The organism is Micromonospora sp. CA-248212, assembly GCF_050948405.1.
Classification (GTDB): Bacteria; Actinomycetota; Actinomycetes; order Mycobacteriales; family Micromonosporaceae; genus Micromonospora.
On sequence record NZ_CP192023.1, the window covers coordinates 5,004,632 to 5,023,501 of the forward strand.

Consider the following 18,870-nt stretch of genomic DNA (forward strand, 5'->3'; position numbering starts at 1 on the left):
AGCGTCGACGGCCCGGTGACGGCAGCATTGCCCTGTGTCCCATCCCTCTCCCCTGGCCGCCGTACAGCAACGGGCCCTCGCGCTACGCGCGGCGGGCGACCACGACGCCGCCCGGACGTTGCTCGCGGACGCCGTCGACTCCGCCCGTCCGCCGTACGGCGAGGACCATCCCGAGACGTTGCACACCGCTCACCTGTTGGCCCGCCTGCACCGCGAGGCGGACGACCCGCTCGCCGCCCGCCGGGTGCTCGAGGAGGCCTTCGCGGCGGGCGAGCGGCGCTGGGACCATTCCGAACCGACGATGCTCGCGCTCGCCTTCGAGCTGGCCGAGGTCGCCGAGGAGTTGGGTAACAGGCACGAGGCCCGCCGTAACTACACCAGGGTCGCCAGCGCCGGGCCCGCGGCGCTCGGGGAGAACCACCCAGTCGTACGCGCCGCCCGTGACTACCTCGGCGAGGGCAGCGCTGCCGTGGAGCAGACGTACGTCGGACCGCCGGCCTCCGCCACCGGCACCTCGATTGATTCCGGGGCCCGCTCGGCGCTCTCCGGCCCGACGCTGTCTCTGGCGACCCTGGCCGCGATGCGCCCGACAACGGACGGTCCGCCAGCGCCCGCGTCGCCCTGGGCGCCGCAGCCCTCCCCGACCCCTGCCGGTCCGACGCGGCCCGCGTCGGCCGTCCCCCGGTGCCGGCCGCACCGCCGATGCCGCCCCGCCAGCGGGTCGAGCAGCAGGCGGCCACACCCCGGCCAGTGGCCGGCCCACCACCTGGGGTAGCCGCCCAGCCCACCCCACACCTGCGGCAGCAGCCTCCGTCCGCGCCGCCGCGCCAGCGCACCAACGACGGGCCGATCCGCCCGGCCTCCGGCGGGCCGCAGACACCGCCCATGACCGGACCGCCCGCCACCGCGCCGACCTCCGCCGGTCCGCACACCGGCCCCCCGCCAGCGCCGCGGTGGGATGAACCCACGATTCAGGTACGGCAGATCGAGCCCCTGCTGGCCGAGGAGGCGGCTCGGCTCGCGGCGGCAGGGCCGAGCGGCCCGGCCGTCATGGCAGCAGGTACGGCACCGTCTGGTGCGATCCCGACGACCAACGGTCCGGCGGGCACGCCCACGCACCACGCATCCGGTGCGACGCCCGCCGCACCATCGCTGCCGGTCTCCGGGCCACCCCTGCCCTCGGCGCCGGCCTCCGGACCAGCCGTACCGCCCGGCCGCCCGGTGTCCGCTCCGCCCGGGTACGACCAACCCGTCTCCGGGCCGCCCGCCCAACCCCAACCGCTGGTCGGGCCGCCCACCAATCCGGTGTCCGGACCACCCGGCCACGCCTACCCCGTCTCCGGTCCGCCGGCCCAGGCATTCCCGACGTCCGCACCGCCCTACCCCGTGTCCGGTCCCCCGGCCTCGGCATTCCCGACGTCCGCACCACCGCACCCCGCTTCTGGCCCACCGGCCTCAGCGTTCCCGGTATCCGGGCCGCCCGCCTTTCCCGTATCGGCACCACCTGGGCAGAGCCAGCCGGTGTCGGCGCCTCCGGTGAGCGCACCGCCGTGGGGACTGACCGCGCCGCCGTGGAGCAGCAGCGCGCCTCCGCAACCGCTGCCCGCGTCGAATGCTGACTCCCCTGGGTCGACGGACGTCCGGCCCACCCCGGTCGCCGAGGGCACACCGGGTTCACCGGGCACCGGGGACGGCCAGGCGGGCGTGCCCCGGCGGCCTGGACCGGGCGACAGAGGCACGGAAGCGCTGTCGGCCGGACCCGGTGAAGCGTCAGGTTTCGCGTCCGCGTCGACGGAGGTGTTCCCGGCCGTCGGGCCGTCGACCCCCCAGCCGGGCAGGCCCGACGCCGGAGATCTGGCTACCCCGCCCGACCGGGCACCGAACCTCGAACCGGCCCCGACGACGCCTGTCGCCCCGATCCTGAACGAGCACAGCGGACCGGGAGCCGTCCCAGGTGGACATGGCGGCCCGGCGCACCTCACCGGCGGGCATGGCGCCTCGGCGTCGACTCCGGTGGACGATCTGGTGCCGGGCCTGGCCGCGCCCTACGGCCCGCCGGTCACGCCCGCCTACCCGGCCGCCGAGCAGTACCGGGCCGCCGAGCAGTACCCGGCCGGCCAGCGGTACCCGGCGCAGCAGGCCCCGGCCGGCCACGAGGTGTACCCGGGGCAGTACTACCCGCAGGAGGCGTACGCGCCGTCGTACACCGATGGGACTGGCTCGACGGGCCGCAACCGGGCGACGGTGATCGGCGCGGCGGTGGCCGCCGGGGTGGCCCTGGTGGCGGTCGCGGGCCTGGGCGCGGTGGTGTTGAGCCGTGACGACGCGCCGCCGCCGTCCGGGACACCGGTGACGGTGGCACCGGCGACGACCGGTCCCCCTCCCGGCGACCTGAAGCTGAGCGACGACGCGGTGACGATCACGCTGAGCTGGACGGATCCGTCCGGGGGCACGGTGCCGTTCATGGTCGCGGGTGGGCGGGCCGGGTCGGCGCTCGGCGTGATGGCGACAGTGGAGCCGGGGCGGACCCGCCACACGGTCAACGGGCTCAGCTCCCGGGTGGACTACTGCTTCACGGTGCTGGCCGTCTACTCGACCGACAGCTTCGCCACCTCTGGTCAGGTGTGCACGGATCGTGAGCGGTCCACACCCCCGAGCTGAGCACCGCGCCGCGGAGCTGGTCATCGTCGGATTGACGATTGTGGAGTTGAGCTGGGCGTCCGCCGCCCACGCTCGGTATCCACAGGGGTGACGGTGCGGGTTCCCCCGTACCCGGCCGGGCCATATGATGGCACCCGGCTCAGGGGAGGGGTCGCCGCGAGGCGTACGCCACCTGCCACGACTCAGGGAAGGCAGCCGGCTGTGGCCAGCATCGACGACGCCGAGCGGACCGACGCCCCCCGTTCCCGGTCCCGACTGCGAGGCGGGCTCGTGACGGTGGGCACGGTCACCGCGCTGCTGGCGGCCATGGGGCTGACCGTCCTGGGGTTGGGCGCGGCGGACAACGCGGTGGCCAACTACGACGCGAGTTCCTGGCTGTGGAGCGGGGTGCGCAGCGAGCTGGCCCGGGTCAACGGGGTGACGGCCCGGGTGGACACCCGCACCGAGATTCCGGGTGCCCGTCGGCACCCGATGCAGGTCGCTCAGACCGACCGGCTGCTGATCCTGCGGGACCTGCAGACGGGGCAGATCAGTTCACTGGACCTGGCCACGTTGCAGCTCACGGCGACCACGCCGACCACGCCCGGCCTGGGTGTGAGCGTCGCCCTGCACGAGGACGCGGCGTTCGTCGTCGACGCGGTGCAGGGCATCGTGCGGCAGCTCGACCCCCGCTCGTTGAGCCCGGTGGGTGAACCGGTGCGCTATCCGCCGGGCATCACCGGCGGCGCGTTCGACGGTACGGGCCGGCTCTGGATCGCGGTGCCCAGCGAGGGCACGGTCTCGGCGGTCACCGCCGCGAAGCTGCCGTCCGCGCCGGCCTCGGCCGCGCCGGCCGGCGGAGGGCTCAGCCCGGAGCGGGTCGAGACGTACGACGTCGCCGACCCCAGCCACGATCTGGTGGTCTCCACGCTGGACGACGGAGTGGCGGTGCTGGACCGGACGGCCGGCCGGCTGCTGCGAGTGCAGCGCGGCGAGGTGCGCCCGACGCCGTTGACGCTGCCCGGCCCCGCGGCGTTGCCGGCCCGCACGTCGGGGCCGCGGGTGCCGGTGACGGTGCCGGCCGAGCGGCGGGTGCTGGTGGTGGGGGACGTCGGTGAGGAGCGCACGTTCACGGTGCCGGGTAGCGGCGACCGGCTGAGCCCGGCGGTGGCGTGGGCCGATCGGTTCTACTGCGCCGACGAGGCCACCGGCACCATCTACTCCTTCGACGCGGGCGGCCAGTTGGTCGACACCATCAAGGGCAAGGCGACCGGACCGTTGGAGATGGAGGTCCGGGAGAACCACCTGTTCATCAACTCGCCCGACTCGGCGACGGCTCGGGTGGTGGACGACAAGCACCAGGTGCGCGAGGTCGACAAGTACGCCAATGACGTGTTGGGCGGTGACCCGCCGCCGGCGCCCCCGCCGCCGCCTCCGCCGAAGAAGCCCCGGGTGAGCAAGCCGAGCGCGCCGCGCAGCGTCACCGCCGCCGCCGGCAACGCCCAGGCCCGGGTGAGTTGGCGGCCGGCCGCCGCGAACGGCGCGGAGATCATCAAGTACGTCGTGCAGGGCGCCGGTCAGCGCCTGGAGGTGGGCGCCAACCAGCGCGCGGTCGAGGTGAAGGGGTTGACCAACGGCGAGACGTACCGGTTCGCGGTGCACGCCGTGAACGCCAAGGGTGACGGCCCGCCGCGCAGCAGCAACCCGGTCACTCCGACCGCCGCGGTGCCCGATCCGCCGGCCAGCATCACGGCGCAGGAGCGGCCGGACGGCACGGTGGTGGTCAAGTGGCCGGCCGCGAACGCCCAGGGCAACAAGATCGCCAAGTACGCGGTGACGGCCACGTCGGCGGGGACGAACGCGCCGGCCGGCGAGTCGACCAAGACCGAGCTGGTGGTGCCGGCCGGTGAGCTGGAGTACGGGACGCAGTACGCGTTCACCGTCGTGGCGGTCAACGACAAGGGCGCCGGCTCGGCGGCCTCGCCGGTCAGCAACACGGTGGTGCCGTTCGCGGCGCCGGGTCGTCCGCTCGACCTGCAGGCCGGCACGGTCGCCGACCAGCCGGGCGCGGTCACGGTGCAGTGGTCGCCGGCCGAGGCGAACGGTCGACCGGTGACGAAGTACCAGGTGGACGTCGGTGGCAAGACCACCGAGGTGACCGAGACCCGCACCACCGTCACCGGTCTGGGCAACGGCCAGAACGTCACGGTGAAGGTGAAGGCGGTCAACGAGGCCGGGCCGGGCCCGGAGGCCACCGCCACGGCCCGCACGGTCGCGGCGCCCCGGGTGACGGTGACCGGCTCGTCGGCGACGGCGACGGGAGCGACCGTCACGTTCACCGTGGACGCGGGCGGCGGCAGGGCCACCTGCTCGCTGAGCACGTCGGGTGAGCCGGCGAAGGCCGGGGCGTGTTCCAGCATCACGATGTCGGGTCTGACGCCGGGCACGGCGTACACGTTCACGGTGACGGCGACCAACGCCGCCGGCAGTAGCACCGCCAAGCGGGCGCAGACCACCCAGGCGCTGTACGGGATCGCGACGTGCCGCAACGGCGCGTCCGGCCCGGAGGCGAGCTACTGCACGCGGGAGATCCCCGGCGAACGCAACGGCAACGAGATCTTCGAGGTGCCGCGGCAGGACAACGACCGGCAGGCCGGCTGGGTGCCCAACGGGCAACGCTTGCAGGCGTACTGCAAGAAGTCGGGTGAAGAGGTCTACGCGTACATCTACAACAACGACAAGCGCAGCACCTGGTGGGTGCAGGTGGACTACAAGGGGAAGAACTACATCCCCTGGGCCTGGCTCAACCTGGAAGGCGGCGACAACATCAACGTCCTGCCCACCTGCTGAACCACCAGGCGAGGAGCACCACCGACCGTGAACACCCACGAGCCGCTAACCCAACCGGAGGTCCAGGGCTTCGCCGCCCTGGCCGCCCGGCTGGCCGAGAACGTCAACGCGGTGGTGCTCGGCAAGCCGCAGGTGGTCCGGCTGGCGCTGACGGCGCTGTTCGCCCAGGGGCACGTGCTGCTGGAGGACGTGCCGGGGGTCGGTAAGACGACGCTGGCACGGGCCATCGCCGCGACGGTGCAGGGTCAGTGGCGGCGCATCCAGTTCACCCCGGACCTGCTCCCGTCGGACGTGTCCGGCGTGACGATCTTCAACCAGGCGAGCAGGGAGTTCGAGTTCCACCCGGGGCCGGTGTTCGCCAACATCGTGATCGCCGACGAGATCAACCGGGCGTCGCCGAAGACGCAGTCGGCGCTGCTGGAGGTGATGGAGGAGCACACCGTCACCGTGGACGGGGTCCGACACCCGGTGCCGGCGCCGTTCCTGGTGGTCGCCACCCAGAACCCGGTGGAGATGGACGGCACGTACCGGCTGCCCGAGGCGCAGCTCGACCGTTTCCTGGTGAAGCTGTCCGTCGGCTACCCGGACGAGGCGGTCGAGGTGGAGGTGCTGCGCGGCGCGACGGTCCGCTCCCCCGAGGCGCTCGCCCCGATCACCGATACGGCGACCGTCGGGGAGATGGTCCGGATGGCGCGTCGGGTGCACATCGCCGAGCCGCTGTACGCGTACGCGGTCCGGCTGGCCGCCGCGACCCGCACCCATCCGCAGGTACGGGTCGGGGTGAGCCCTCGGGGTGTGATCGCGTTGACGCGGGCGGCGTGCTCGTACGCGCTGATCGACGGGCGGGGCTGGATCATGCCGGAGGACCTCAAGGCGCTCGCCGAACCGGTGTTCGCGCACCGGCTGCTGCTGACGCCGGACGCGCAGGTGCGCGGGATGACCGCCGGGGAGGTGCTGCGCCAGGCCATCGCCTCGGTGCCGGTGCCGCTGCCGTCGGGGCAGCCGGCCCCGGTGCAGGGCTGACCGGCAGCAGCGCCATGGGGATCACCGCCCGAGGGGTCGGGCTGCTCGTCGCCGCCGTCGTGTTGCTGGGGGCGGGTTTCCGGTTCGCGTACCCCGAGTTGACGTTGCTGGGCGCGGCGGCCGGCGCGGCCGTCGGCTACGCGGCGCTGACGGCGGCCTGGCGGCCCCGGCTGGTGGTCGCGCGCCGCGCCGACCCGGATCGGGTGGCGCGCGGCGAACCGGCGAGCATGACGTTGACGGTCCGCAACGCCGGCCGGCTGCGCTCGGCGAACCTGCTGGCCGAGGATCGGTGCGGGAGCCGCGCGGTGCCGGTGCCGCTGCTGCGCCTGCGTCCCGGTCGGGACACCGAGGTCCGCTACGACGTGCCGACCGACCGCCGGGGGGTGGTGGCGGTCGGTCCGCTGCGGGTGACCCGGCGGGACCCGTTGGGTCTGGTGGCGCTTGCCCGACCGTACGGGGAGACGGCACCGGTCTGGGTGCACCCTCGGATCCACCCGCTGTCGGCGGTGCCGACCGGTGCGGGGCGCAGCCTCGACGGTCGGGTGGACGGGGTGCCGCACGGGTCGATCACGTTCGACTCGCTGCGGGAGTACGTGGTCGGCGACGAGCTGCGGCGGGTGCACTGGCGCACGAGCGCCCGCGTCGGTGAGCTGATGGTGCGGGAGAACGTGGACACCAGCCTGCCCAGTCTGGTCGTCCTCCTGGACAACCGGTCGGCCGCGCATCCGCACCGCACGGGCGGGGTGGCGGAGTCGTTCGAGTCCGCGTGCGAGGCGGCGGCGTCGGTCGTCACCGCCGCGCACCGCGCGGACCTGCCGGTGCTGTTGCTGCTGGTCGGCCCGGAGCCGATCGAGGGCGGGCCGGCCGGGGTGGGGCCGCTGGACCGGCTCGCCGCCGCCGAACTGTCCGACTCCGACGACGCCCTGCGCGCCGTCACCACCCGGCTGCGTCAGGACCGGCTCGGCGACACGCTGATCTTCCTGACCGGCCCCGGTGGGCGGGACGGACTGGGGCACGTCGGTGCGCTGCGCGGCGCGTACCCGTCGGTGGTGGTCGGGGTGTTCGGCGCGGCGGAGCCGACGCCGGCGGGCACGGGCGGCCTGGTGGTGGTCGACGCGGTGGACGGCGCGCAGTTCGCCGCCGAGTGGGACGGGGTACGCCGGTGGTGACGGGCATCGCGCCGCGGCGCGAGGCGCAGGAGGCGACTGCGGGCGGCCCGAGCGCGGCGGGGCGGGTGGTGCGCGCGCTGCGGGCGGCCGTCGTGCCACTGGCGCTCATCGCGCTCATCGCGCTCGCCGGGGTGGTGCTCGGCCGGGTGTACGCGGGCGACCTGCTGACCCGGCTGGTGATCGGCGCGGCGGTGGGTTCGGTGCTGGCCAGCGTGGCTGCCCGGCGGCTGCCGTCGTGGCTGGTGGCGCCGGTGTCGATGGTGGCGTTGGCCGGGTGGACACTGTGGTCGCTGCGCCTGGCCGCGGCCCGCGCCGACCTGCCGGGCAGCCTGCTCGAGGTGAGCGCGGACGCGGCGCGCAACGGCATTCCCCGCCTGCTCACCGCGATGATCCCGGTGGAGCCCACTCCGGACACGGTGCTGGTGCCGGTGGTGGCGGCCTGGCTCGCCGGTCTGGCCGGGGCGGAGGTGGCGTTGCGCACCGGCCGGGTGTTGCTCGGCTACCTGCCGGCGGCGGGGCTCTACGCGGCGGCCCTCTACGTGGTCGGCCCGAACGCCGAACCGGCGATCGGCGCGACGGTGGCGTTCGTCGCGGTCGCGGCGGTCGGGCTGGCCGTGCCGACCGGCGCGTCACCGGCCGGTGGCGACCCGGCGGCCGGTCTCGCCCCCGGGGTACGGGCGGCCGTGCGACTTCGGCTGGCGGCGTCGGCGGCGCTCGGCGTCGTCCTGGTGATCGGGCTGGTGGCGCTGCTCGGCCCGGTGGTCGCCGGTCAGGTCGACGGGCGGCCGGTCGACCCGCGCCGCTATGTGGAGCCGCCGCAGGTCGAGACGCTCGACGAGAACCCGCTGATCCGGATCTCGGGGTGGGCGCTGCACCCGGAACAGAAGCTCCTCGACGTGAGTACGTCGGGCGCCACCGCTCCGGCCGGCGACGCGGACGAGCCGAGGGCGGCCGGGGTGCGGATCCGGCTGGCGGTGCTCAGTGACTACGACGGGATCACCTGGCGGGTCGGCGCGACGTACCGCAACGCGGGGCGGATCCTGCCGGCCGGCGAGCCGGCCCGGGACAGCACGGTGCAGACCGTCCGGCAGCAGATCACCGTGGCCGAGCTGACGGGGCGGCTACTCCCGGCAGTGGCGACGCCGCGTGAGGTCAGCGGCGCGCGGGTGGCGTACGACCCGGCGACGGGGACGCTGATCCGGCCGGAGGGGTTGACGCCGGGGCTGCGGTACGAGGTGACGTCGGTCCGGGAGCGCCCGGACAACAACCTGCTGGCGACCGCGAACGTGCCCGCCGGCGAGGAGGTGGCCCGGGTGCTGCGGGTCGCGGACGGTGTGCCGGATCCGCTGCGCCGGCTGGCGACCCAGCTCGCCGAGGAGAACGGCGCCCCGTACGCGCGGGCGGCGGCGATCGAGCAGTTCCTGGCCGAGCACTACCGGGTGGTGGCGGACGCGCCGAGCGGGCACGCGTACCCGAACCTGGCCTTCTTCCTCTTCGGCCCGCGCAACGGTGGCGGGCAGCGGGGCACGTCGGAGCAGTTCGCGGCGGCGTTCGCGGTGCTCGGCCGGCTCTCCGGGCTGCCGACGCGGGTGGTGGTCGGTTTCTCCTCGGGTGGTCAGGGGCCGGTGCGGGCGGGTGACGCGTACGCCTGGCCGGAGGTGCTGTTCGACGGGCTGGGTTGGGTGGCGTTCGACCCGTTGCCCCGCCCGGAGAACGAGCCGCGGCCGGTGGAGGAGGACTTCCGCCCCACGCCCGAGGATCCGCCGCCGTCGGAGGTGCCCGCGCCCACCGCGGAGCCGAGCGCGTCGCCGGAGCCGGTGGCCGCTGGTGACGGGCCGCCGGCGCGCGGTGGGGTGTCCAGGCCGGTGCTGGTCGCTGGCGGCAGCGGGTCGCTGCTGCTGCTGGTGGGGGTGCTGCTGCTCACCCTGCTGGCGATGCGCCGCTCGCTGAGTCGGGGCCGGTTGGTGCGGGGTGACCCCGGCCAACGGATCGCGGGCGCCTGGCGGGAGGTGACCGACGCGCTGCGGCTGGCCGGTCGGCCGGTCGGCGACGACCTGGCGGCCACCGAGGTGGCCGGACGCGCCCGGCAGGCCCTCGTCGACGCCCGTCGCACGGCTGGTTCGCCACCGGAGGTGACGACCGACCCGGCGGTGGACGAGCTGGCGACGCTGCTCAACCAGGTGGGCTTCGCCCCGGGCACCGCGACGGCCGACCAGGCGGTCCGCGCCGCCGAGGTGGCCACCGCCTACGTGACGACGTTGCGGGAGGCCCGTCCGTGGTGGCGTCGCCTGCTCTGGTCCATCCACCCCGATCCCCTCCGCCGCGCCCGCCGCCTCCGGCGCGCCCGCCGGCTCCGGCGCTGATCAAGAGGTTCGCGTCATCGGTGGACGTCTTTCTGACGCGAACCTCTTGATCAACTCGGAGACTGTCGGGCGGTCAGACGGCGGATGAGTTTGCGCATGCCGGCCTGCCAGCCGTCGGGGTCCTCGGCGCGACGGCGGGCGTAGTCGGCGACCTCCGGGTGCGGCAGGATCAGGAACCGCTCCTCGGCGAGCCCGGCGATCGCCGCGTCGGCGACCTGGTCCGGGGTGAGCACCGCGCCGGAGGCGGTGATCACCCGGGCGCCGAGGTGCCCCTCGGCGATCCCGTCGGCGAGCATCGGGGTGTCCACCCCCTGCGGGCAGAGGGCGCTGACCCGGATGCCCCGGTCCCGGTAGGTGATGGCCAGCCACTCGGCGAAGCCCACCGAGGCGTGTTTCGTGGCGGTGTACGCGGCGTCGCCCACCGCGGTCAGCACCCCCGCCGCAGAGCAGGTGTGCAGCAGGTGACCGCCACCGCGAGCGAGCATGCCGGGCAGCACGGCACGGGCCGAGTAGACGTGGGCGAGCACGTTGACCCGCCACGCCCGGTCCCAGCCCGCGTCGTCGACCTCCACTCCCCCGCCGGTGGTGACCCCGGCGTTGGCGCAGAACAGGTCGATGCGGCCGAACCGCCGTTCGGTGTCGTCGACGAGCGCCCGTACCTGGGTCTCGTCGGTGACGTCGACGGCGACGGCGTGCGCCACCGGGCCAATGCCCTCGGCAACGGCGCGCGCGGCCTCGGCGTCCAGATCGGCGACGACCACGGCGGCGGCGCCCTCGGTGGCGAAGCGGCGCGCGAGGGCCGTTCCGATGCCACCGGCGCCTCCGGTGACGACCACGACCCGGTCGGTCAGGTTCACGCGGACGCTCCCGCCGGCTCGGCGCCGAGTTGGGCGATGAGGGTCGTCAGCGCGGCGGCACCCCCGGCGGTCACCTCCGGGGTGGGCAGCAGCGCGAGGATCGGCACGTCCACGCCGGCTTCGGCGTAGCGCCGCGCCTGGGCCCGACACCGCTCGGGTGAGCCGTGCAGCACCAGGGAGTCGACCACCTCGTCGGGCACGGCCGCGCTGGCCGCGCGGCGGTCGCCAGCCGCCCACGCCGCCCACATCGGCCCGAGCGTTTCGTCGCGGCCGAGCCAGCGGTGGAACTCGGCGTACGCCGGGACCGTCAGGTAGCTGGTGATGAGCCGGCGGCCGAGGGTACGGGCGTACGCGGCGTCCTCGGTGGGGCAGACGAAGATCCGCGCGGCGACCTCGAAGCCGGCCCGGCGCTCGCCCAGCTCGGCCAGGGTTCGCGGCACGTCGTCGGCGCTGAGCCAGTTGAGGATGACCCCGTCGGCCTCGGCGCCGGCCAGCCGGAGCATCCCCGGGCGCAGCGCGGCGAGCAGGATCGGCGGCGGCGCCGTGGGCGGGCGTTCGAGGGTGAACCGGCGCACGGTGAAGGTGTCGTAGACCTCGTCCACCGTCTCACCGCGCAGGGCGGCCCGCAGGAAACGCAGCACGTCCCGGGTACGCCGGAACGGCTCGTCGAACCGCGCCGCGTTCCAGTCCCGCACCAGCACCGGGGAGGACGCGCCGATGCCGAGCGCGAACCGGCCCGGTGCCGCCTCGGCCAGCGCCGCCGCGCTCATCGCGAGCAGCCCGGGTCCACGGGTGAAGACCGGGGTGATCGCGGTGCCCAGCCGTAGCTGCGGCTGCCACGCCGCGGCGAGGGCCAGCGGGGTGAACGCGTCAGTCCCGGCGACCTCGGACGACCACACGTCGGTGAACCCGGATCGCTCGAGGGTCGCGTAGACCCCCTGGTGCTCGGCCAGCGGAATCCCGCCCAACGGCACCGTCATGCCCCATCGATTCGTCACCGATCGATCCTGCCTGGTGACGGCCCCCCTGAGCAAGATCCCCTTAGTGGGCCTAATCGCCGGTTCGCCGCGCCCCAGCCCGCGAAGGTGTTACCACTGCGAGGTGGACCGGAGCACCGGCGCAGGCCGCTGACCATGGGTTCCAGGGCGGCAGGACACCTGGAGCCGGTCCCGGCGGCGGCCGCGCCCGGCCGGGCGACGTTCCTGGAACTCTTCTTCGACCTGGTGTACGTCTTCGCGCTCACCCGGATCTCCGCGCGGGCGTTCGAGGATCTGAGCCGGGAGCCGGCCCGCGACCACGCCGCGGCGGCGATCACCGGCAGCGGCAAGACGCTGCTGTTGCTGCTGGCGCTCTGGTCGGTCTGGCAGGGCACCGCGTGGACGACCAGCCGCTACGACCCGTACCGCGCGCCGTTGCAGATCGTCGTGTTGACCGCGCTCGTGAGCAGCATGGTGATGGGGGTGGCGGTTCCCCGGGCGTTCTCCGAGACGTCGCTCATGTTCGCCACGGCGTACGTGGTCGCGCAGGTGACCCGGCCGGTGATCCTGTCGATCGCGTTGGGGCCGCACCCGTACCGCCGGCTGAAGGTGCGCATGGCGGTCGTGTTCGCCGTCACGGGGGTGCTCTGGATCAGCGGGGCGCTGCTGGACACCAACACGCAGGTGGTGCTCTGGTCGGTGGCCCTGGCGGCCGAGTACCTGGCCGCGCGGTGCGGCTGGCCGGTGCCGGGGCTGGGCCGCTCCACGGTCTCGAAGTGGGAGATCGCCGGGGAGCACCTGGCGGAGCGGTACCAGCAGTTCTTCCTCGTGGCGCTCGGCGAGACGATCCTGGTGGCCGGTTTCGCCTACAGCAAGGGTCCGTACGGGTCGGGGCACCTGTGGGCGTTCGCGTTCGCGGTGGCCACGTCGATCATGCTGTGGCGGATCTACGTGCAACGCGCCGGGCAGATCCTGGGCGAGGCGGTGCAGATGGCCCGCCACCCCGCCAACATCGGCCGCTCGGCGGCCGACACTCACCTGATCATGGTGATCGGTCTGGCCGCGACGGCGATCGGCTACGAACTGGTGATCGAGCATCCGCTCGGCCACGCCCCGGCGCCGTGGGTGGTCATGGTGCTCGGCGGACCCGCGCTGTTCCTGGCCGGCCGGGCCCGCTTCGAGTACGAGGTCTTCGGGCGGGTGTCGCCGTCCCGGTGGATCGCCATCGGAGCGCTCGCGGCGGCGGTCGTACCGCTGCTGTTCCTGCCGGGGGTGGTCGCCACCGCCACCGGGACGATCGTGCTCGGCGGCGTCGCGGTCGCGGACGCCCGTCGGGCGCGCGGCGCGCCGCCGGAGGCCGCCGCGACGCCGTTCTGAAGCACCGGTGTACGCGACCAGGTCGGTTGGGTCGAGTCTCACAGCCCTTGGCCGGCCGAGGAACCGGACACACGCCCTAGTCTCGGCGGGTGACCTTCTCCCTCGTCGCCCGCTCCGCCGACGGCCGCCGCCACGGCGTCGTCGTGGCCAGCAAGTTCCTCGCCGCCGGAGCGTTGGTGCCGGCGGCCGCGGCAGAGGTCGGCGCGCTGGCCACCCAGGCGCACGTCAACCTGGCCTATCGTCCGCAGGGGCTCGCGTTGTTGCGCACCGGGGTGCCCGCCGCCGACGTGGTGGCCGGCCTGGTCGCCGCCGACCCCGAGCGGCAGCACCGGCAGCTCGCCGTGGTGGGCGTCAGCGGGCCGGGCGCGAGCTGGACCGGGCCGGCCTGCCATCCCTGGGCGGGCGGACGCGTCGGCGACGGCTGGGCCGCGCAGGGCAACATCCTGGCCGGCCCCGAGGTGGTCGACGCGATGGGCGAGACGTGGCAGGGCGCCTCGGCGCTGCCGTTCGCCGAGCGGCTGGTCGCCGCGCTGCGGGCCGGTGACGAGGCCGGCGGGGACCGGCGCGGCCGGCAGAGCGCCGGCCTGCTGGTGGTCGAGCGCGGCGGCGGGTACGGCGGCACCAGCGACGTGGTCGTCGACCTGCGGGTGGACGACCATCCGGACCCGGTCGCCGAGCTCGGTCGGCTGCTGACCGTGCACACGATGCTGTTCAGCCGGCCCGACCCGGCGACCCTGCTCGACCTGAGTGGCGCGCTCGCCGACGAGGTGGCGGCGCTGCTCACCGCGCTGGGTCACCCGGTGGGCGACGCCGGGCCGGAGGCGGCGCTGGTCTCCTGGGCGGGGCTGGAGAATCTGGAGGAGCGCCTGGTGCCGGGGCGGATCGACCCGGTGGTGCTCACCCACCTGCGTGGCGTCGCCCCGCACGTGCCCGCGCCCCGCCAGGGCGCCTGATCACACTGGACGCTCGCCGGGTCAACCCTTCACGCGGGGTACCAGCCGGTGCACGACGGTCAGCGCCAACGCCATGACCACCGCCATCGTCCCGGCGATGCCGGCGGCGCTGCCCGCGTACCCGGCGAACAGCGGTCGGCGGGCCAACTCCTCCGGGCCGGTCCCGCGCAGATCCACCAGCCAGGTGAGCGCCAGCCCGGAGGCGATCAGGGCGAGCACTCCGGCGACACCGAGCACGGCGGCGGCGACGCGGTGCGCGTCGCCGGGCTCGATCTGGGCCTGCTCCCGTTGGGTGATCAGCAGGAGCAGCCCGGCCAGCGCCGCCCAGACACCCACCACCAGATAGGCGGCGACCGCGTCACTGGGCCGGTGCCAACCGGCGGAGAGGGTGGCCACCCCGGCGACGGCGGCGTAGAGCGCGCCGACGAAGGCTCCGACGGCCCGCACCTTGCGGGGCAGGACGAGCATCAGCGCGACCGCCACCGACGCGGCCACCGCGGTGTGCCCGCTGGGGAGGCTGTTGCCCACCGCGGCCCGCTCCGGGTCGACGCCGAAGTCGGGCCGGCTCAGCCCGTACTTGAGTAGTTGGGTGGAGACGTTGGCCCCGGCGATGAGCAGGGTCGCGGTGACGGCCAGGGCGATCCGCCCCCGGATGAGCGCGATGAAGCCGATCATCGCGGTGGCGGCGAGCAGCGACACCACCGACATCGCGTTCAGGATCCGGTCCACCGGCCCGTCGATGCGGTCGTGACCGATCTCGTTGCCGGTGAGGGCCACCGTGTCGACCCACTGACCGATCTCGGTGTGCACGGCAACCCGCCACACGGCGAGGAAGGCGGCCGCCTGGACGAGGGCCAGTACGACCAACCAGACCGCGGTCCAACCCCGTGCCGTCGCGCGCATCCGCACACCGTAGCGGCCGGACCGGACCGGGCGGTCGGTGGCCCACCGGCTGTTGGCGGTCAGGTTGTGGCGGGGGTCAGGAGGTGGCGGTGAGCGACACACCGGAACGCGAGTCCGGCCAGGTCGAGCCCGGCCCGGCGCTCGCCGTCGGCGTCGGCGTGGCCGGCGTACGACCGCGGCGGGGTGACCGGCCGCGCTCGGGCATAAAAGTGGAGAGGCCGCCACGGGGGGAGCGGCCTCTCCGGTGACGTACGTTACTCCGTCAACGTCCTTGGTGTGATCCCGTGACAGCCGGAATTTCTGGGCTTTTTCGCGGCAGTCTTCAGTCCGGGCGGTGGGGTGGGCCGGTCGACCCGCTGCGTTGACCAGATGACCGGCCCACCCCGGCCTGACCGTGGGTGTCAGGCCGTCCGCCGGCCGGGTCCCGTCGTTCCCCCGGACCCGGCCGAACCCCGGGGTGGGCGGGGCACTCCACCCACCCCGGGTCGCTCTCAGCCGTTCGGGAAAAGGCTCCCGTAGTCGGCGTACGCCATGGCCACATCGGCCTGCGCCCAGAAGCGGTGGTAGTTGAACGTGGGCTCCGGGCCACCGTTCAGGTACGCCTGCACCTTCGGCCAGTCCGGGTCGTTCTTGTAGAACGACCGGATGTCCAGGAAGCTCTTCCCGGCGGAGATGGCGTCGCCGTTGGGCATCTTCCCGGTCCAACCCGGCGGGACGTAGAGGCCCTGACCGCTGGAGGCGTCGTAGACGTCGTCGAAGCGCTTGTAGTCGCCACGCGTCTCGGTGGTGGAGACACCCTTCGAGTCACTGGCGGCGTCCAGCGCGTCAAGCAGACCCTTGGCGGTGGTCTTCGCCGCCGCGTTGCCCGACTTGGCCGCGTACGCGATCAGGATCCGGGCGTAGGAGGCGGCGACGCCGACGTCCTGGCCCTTGCTGATCACCTCGACGTGCAGGTTGGTGTTGGGCTGCGGGCTGCTCGGGTTCCAGGTGGTCGGCTGGCCGGTCCACTTCATGTCCGACGGGATCGACCAGTTGGTGCCGAGCGTGGTGTTGGCGATCGCCCACGGCACCCACTTGTCCAGCAGCGCCTTGGCCTTCGTGTTGCCGGTCTGCAGGTACAGCTCGGCGATCCGCTGCATCGACCACGCCTGCATGCCGAACCACTGGTTCGACGGCGGGTCGTTGTAGACCGGGTCGACGTCGTAGAACATGCCGTAGAAGGTGCTGGTGCCCGCCGGCGGCTGGGCGTAGCTACCGTCCCAGCTGTTGGTCGCGCCGCCGGCGATGCCGCCCTCGGAGGACTGCAGCCAGGTGTAGAACTCCAGCTGCCGGTCGAAGCTCTTGGTCCAGTCGGAGACCGCGGTCGACGACTGCGGCTTCAGCTCCGGCGTGTTCGTCAGCGCCCAGGCCGCGAACGGGTTCTGGTAGCCGAAGTGGTTGTGGCTGGAGCCGATCCGCCAGGACCAGTTCTGGCTGGTGTCGTACGCGCCACCCCAGGCGTAGTACCAGGACAGCAGGTAGTGCGCCGAGTCCCGGCCGCTGCCGGCGGGGCAGGTGCTGGCCCCGACGCAGTTGCCGATCTTCTTGAAGTACTTGTCGAACATCGCGTACCGCAGGTAGTCGCCCATCTTGGCGGCCTTGGCCACGGTGGCGGCGACGTCGGCCTGCTTGCCCTGCGCCTTGGCCCAGGTCAGCGCCCAGTAGGCGGCCTGCACCGCACGGGCGTCGGCGTCCGGCGCGTTGGTGTACTTCCACTGCTTGGCGGGAGCGCCGGTGTCCTTGACGAACAGGTCGAGGTAGCCGTACTGACCGCCGTGCTTGAAGGTGTCACAGGACGGCTGCGGGATGGTCTCCCACACCGACTCCTGGGTGCCCCGCTGGAAGGTGTTGATGTACGCCGGCTTGGTGGTGCCGTCGCCGCAGCGGCCGAAGCCGTATGTGTTGTCGACGTCCATCAGCCAGTGCATGCCGTAGATGTCGCCGGTGCCGTAGGTGGACTGCAGCTCCGAGCGCAGCGGGTCCTGCCCGACCGAGATGTTCGGGTTCAGGGCTGACGGGTACTGGCTGGGCAGGTTGTACTCCGCGGCGTACTGCGGGGTGCCGGCGGAGCCCGCGGTGGGCTGGTCGGCGTGCGACGGGATGATGTACTTCTCCATCACCGTCCAGGCGTTGTTGAACGGCGCCCAGTTCTGGGTGACGCGGCCGTACTGGGCCTCCAGCCAGATCCAGAAGCTGAACGCCTCCGAGGTGGTCTCGTGGCCGTAGTCGGGCGCCTCGACGATCAGCGTCTCGACCGAGTGGTACGGCACGCCCTCGGGGCTGAAGTAGCCCGAGTTCTTGATCTTGCCGTACTGGTCGAGGAACTTCTTGATGTAGGCGTTGTCGCCGCCCGGGGTGTCGTTGTCGATCTCGGTGGCGGCGACCGCCAGCGAGGCGAGACCGGTGGCGGCGGCGGTGATGGTGGCGCTACCGCCGACGGTGTCGGTGTCCTCGGCCGCGGCGACCGTGACGGTGACCCCGGTGTTCCAGTTGGTGGGGGTCAGCGTGACGGTGCTCGGCGAGACCGTGATGTCGCTGTCGCCCGAGGGGGTGAGGGTGACCGGCACACTGGTCGTCGGCGCGGCGCTGAGCTTGAGGTTGAAGGTGGACGTGCCACCCTCGTTGACGCTCACCGCGGACGGCGTGGCGACCAGCGTCGGGCCGTTGGCGGCGCCGACGGTGAACGACTTCTCGGCGACCCCGATGCCGTTGGCGTTGTCGTACGCCTTGGCCTGCACGGTGTAGCTGCCGGCCGGCAGGTCCTCCTGCGTGTAGGAGTACGGCGCGGTGGTGTCGGTGTTGATGAGCAGGCCGTTGCGGTAGAACTCGACCTTGCTGATCGTCCCGTCCGGGTCACTGGCGGTCGCGGTCAGCGGCACGTCGGCAGGCGCGGTGAACGGCCCGGAGGGCAGGTTCAGCGAGACGGTCGGCGGCTGGTTGGCCGGGGTGCCGTTGCAGGGGGTGCCGTTCAGGGTGAACGAGGTGGGCTTCGGGTTGCTCCCCGTGTGGGAGCCGTTGAAGCCGATGGTGGTGGAGGCCCCGGTGCCGAGGTTGCCGTTGTACGACTCGTTGGTCGCGGTGACCTCGCTGCCGGACTGGCTGTACCGGGCCGACCAGCCCTGGGTGACCCGCTGTCCGCTGTTCGGGAAGGTCCACTTGAGCGTCCAGTTGCTGATCGGGTCGCCCAGGTTCTTGATGGTCACGTTGGCCGTGAAGCCGGTGTTCCAGTCGTTGGTCGCGTAGACCACGTCGCAGGCCGGTGCGGCCTGTGCGGCGCCAGCGGGCAGCATCACCCCGCCGACGGCGAGCGCGGCGGCGGCGAGGATCGCCACTCGACGGCGTCGTGCCAGATGTCTCATGTGCGCGGTGTCTCCTCGGACCAGGCCGGGTGGTTCCCGGCGAGGCGCCTGCCCGCAGGTGGTGGTACGCGGGGGATTCGAGGCGCCCGGGAAGGTGGTAGCCCCGGGCCCGGCCGGGGTGCGGCGATGCGGCCCGCGCGGGAGGGGGTCCCGCCGGCTCGCTCGGGTGCCGTGACCGGAGGTGGTGCTCCGGCTGCCCTCGGCGGTCCCGCGCCCACGCGATCTGGCTCCTGTCGCGTTGAATCGACAGTGTGCCATGGAAGCGCTCCCACAACAAGCGCGGAGCGAGCTGGTTCACCCACTTGTTTCGATCTCGTTTTGGGTCTTTCACAAAGGCGTGACGGGCGTTACAGTCGCAAC

The 18,870-nt window shown here is 73.6% G+C and carries 12 protein-coding genes; 8 read left to right on the forward strand and 4 right to left on the reverse strand.

Annotated features, from left to right (window positions below):
- Positions 1–34: 34 nt before the first annotated feature.
- The 6 genes from ACQP03_RS23500 (at position 35) to ACQP03_RS23525 (ending at position 10,045) form a co-directional block, all read left to right on the forward strand.
- Complete coding sequence (locus tag ACQP03_RS23500; RefSeq protein ID WP_433458538.1) at positions 35–775, forward strand: tetratricopeptide repeat protein; 741 nt, start codon at positions 35–37, stop codon at positions 773–775.
- 1,238 nt (positions 776–2,013) lie between these two features.
- On the forward strand, positions 2,014–2,661 hold the full coding sequence (locus ACQP03_RS23505) for a fibronectin type III domain-containing protein (RefSeq protein WP_396832395.1): 648 nt from the start codon (positions 2,014–2,016) through the stop codon (positions 2,659–2,661).
- Between the two features lie 201 nt (positions 2,662–2,862).
- Positions 2,863–5,490: a fibronectin type III domain-containing protein gene (locus ACQP03_RS23510; protein ID WP_357128320.1), complete on the forward strand. Its 2,628-nt coding sequence runs from the start codon at positions 2,863–2,865 to the stop codon at positions 5,488–5,490.
- A gap of 27 nt (positions 5,491–5,517) precedes the next feature.
- A complete protein-coding gene (locus tag ACQP03_RS23515) occupies positions 5,518–6,513 on the forward strand; it encodes an AAA family ATPase (RefSeq protein WP_357128317.1) in 996 nt (331 codons plus the stop codon).
- Positions 6,514–6,527: 14 nt separating this feature from the next.
- Positions 6,528–7,682 (forward strand): DUF58 domain-containing protein, encoded by a 1,155-nt coding sequence (locus tag ACQP03_RS23520; protein WP_433458541.1) that lies wholly within the window; start codon positions 6,528–6,530, stop codon positions 7,680–7,682.
- Positions 7,658–10,045, forward strand: a complete 2,388-nt coding sequence (locus ACQP03_RS23525; protein ID WP_357392378.1) for a transglutaminaseTgpA domain-containing protein — start codon at positions 7,658–7,660, stop codon at positions 10,043–10,045. The genes ACQP03_RS23520 and ACQP03_RS23525 overlap by 25 nt, the downstream gene beginning before the upstream one ends.
- Before the next feature lie 50 nt (positions 10,046–10,095).
- On the opposite strand, the gene ACQP03_RS23530 is transcribed toward ACQP03_RS23525, so the two are convergent.
- Together ACQP03_RS23530 and ACQP03_RS23535 are read right to left on the reverse strand one after the other, a co-directional pair.
- Complete coding sequence (locus ACQP03_RS23530; RefSeq protein ID WP_357128308.1) at positions 10,096–10,902, reverse strand: SDR family oxidoreductase; 807 nt, start codon at positions 10,900–10,902, stop codon at positions 10,096–10,098.
- Positions 10,899–11,882 carry an LLM class F420-dependent oxidoreductase gene (locus tag ACQP03_RS23535; protein WP_357128607.1) on the reverse strand — a complete coding sequence of 328 codons (984 nt, stop codon included), beginning with the start codon at positions 11,880–11,882 and terminating at the stop codon, positions 10,899–10,901. The genes ACQP03_RS23530 and ACQP03_RS23535 overlap by 4 nt, the downstream gene beginning before the upstream one ends.
- A gap of 153 nt (positions 11,883–12,035) precedes the next feature.
- Here ACQP03_RS23535 and ACQP03_RS23540 point away from each other — a divergent pair, with 153 nt between their 5' ends.
- Complete coding sequence (locus ACQP03_RS23540; protein WP_357128305.1) at positions 12,036–13,256, forward strand: low temperature requirement protein A; 1,221 nt, start codon at positions 12,036–12,038, stop codon at positions 13,254–13,256.
- An 89-nt stretch (positions 13,257–13,345) separates the two neighbouring features.
- The gene (locus tag ACQP03_RS23545; RefSeq protein WP_357128302.1) at positions 13,346–14,209 is read left to right on the forward strand and encodes a DUF1028 domain-containing protein; all 864 of its coding nucleotides are present in this window, start codon (positions 13,346–13,348) and stop codon (positions 14,207–14,209) included.
- A 21-nt stretch (positions 14,210–14,230) separates the two neighbouring features.
- On the opposite strand, the gene ACQP03_RS23550 is transcribed toward ACQP03_RS23545, so the two are convergent.
- Positions 14,231–15,118, reverse strand: a complete 888-nt coding sequence (locus ACQP03_RS23550) for a phosphatase PAP2 family protein (RefSeq protein ID WP_357128604.1) — start codon at positions 15,116–15,118, stop codon at positions 14,231–14,233.
- A gap of 485 nt (positions 15,119–15,603) precedes the next feature.
- Positions 15,604–18,510: a glycoside hydrolase family 48 protein gene (locus tag ACQP03_RS23555; protein ID WP_396832303.1), complete on the reverse strand. Its 2,907-nt coding sequence runs from the start codon at positions 18,508–18,510 to the stop codon at positions 15,604–15,606.
- Positions 18,511–18,870 lie beyond the last annotated feature (360 nt).

Excerpts from the sequence above, each read along its gene's own strand:
- ACQP03_RS23520 (WP_433458541.1), top strand. The coding sequence starts at position 6,528 with ATGGGGATCACCGCCCGAGGGGTCGGGCTGCTCGTCGCCGCCGTCGTG.
- ACQP03_RS23535 (WP_357128607.1), bottom strand. The coding sequence starts at position 11,882 with ATGACGGTGCCGTTGGGCGGGATTCCGCTGGCCGAGCACCAGGGGGTC.
- ACQP03_RS23540 (WP_357128305.1), top strand. The coding sequence starts at position 12,036 with ATGGGTTCCAGGGCGGCAGGACACCTGGAGCCGGTCCCGGCGGCGGCC.
- ACQP03_RS23555 (WP_396832303.1), bottom strand. The coding sequence starts at position 18,510 with ATGAGACATCTGGCACGACGCCGTCGAGTGGCGATCCTCGCCGCCGCC.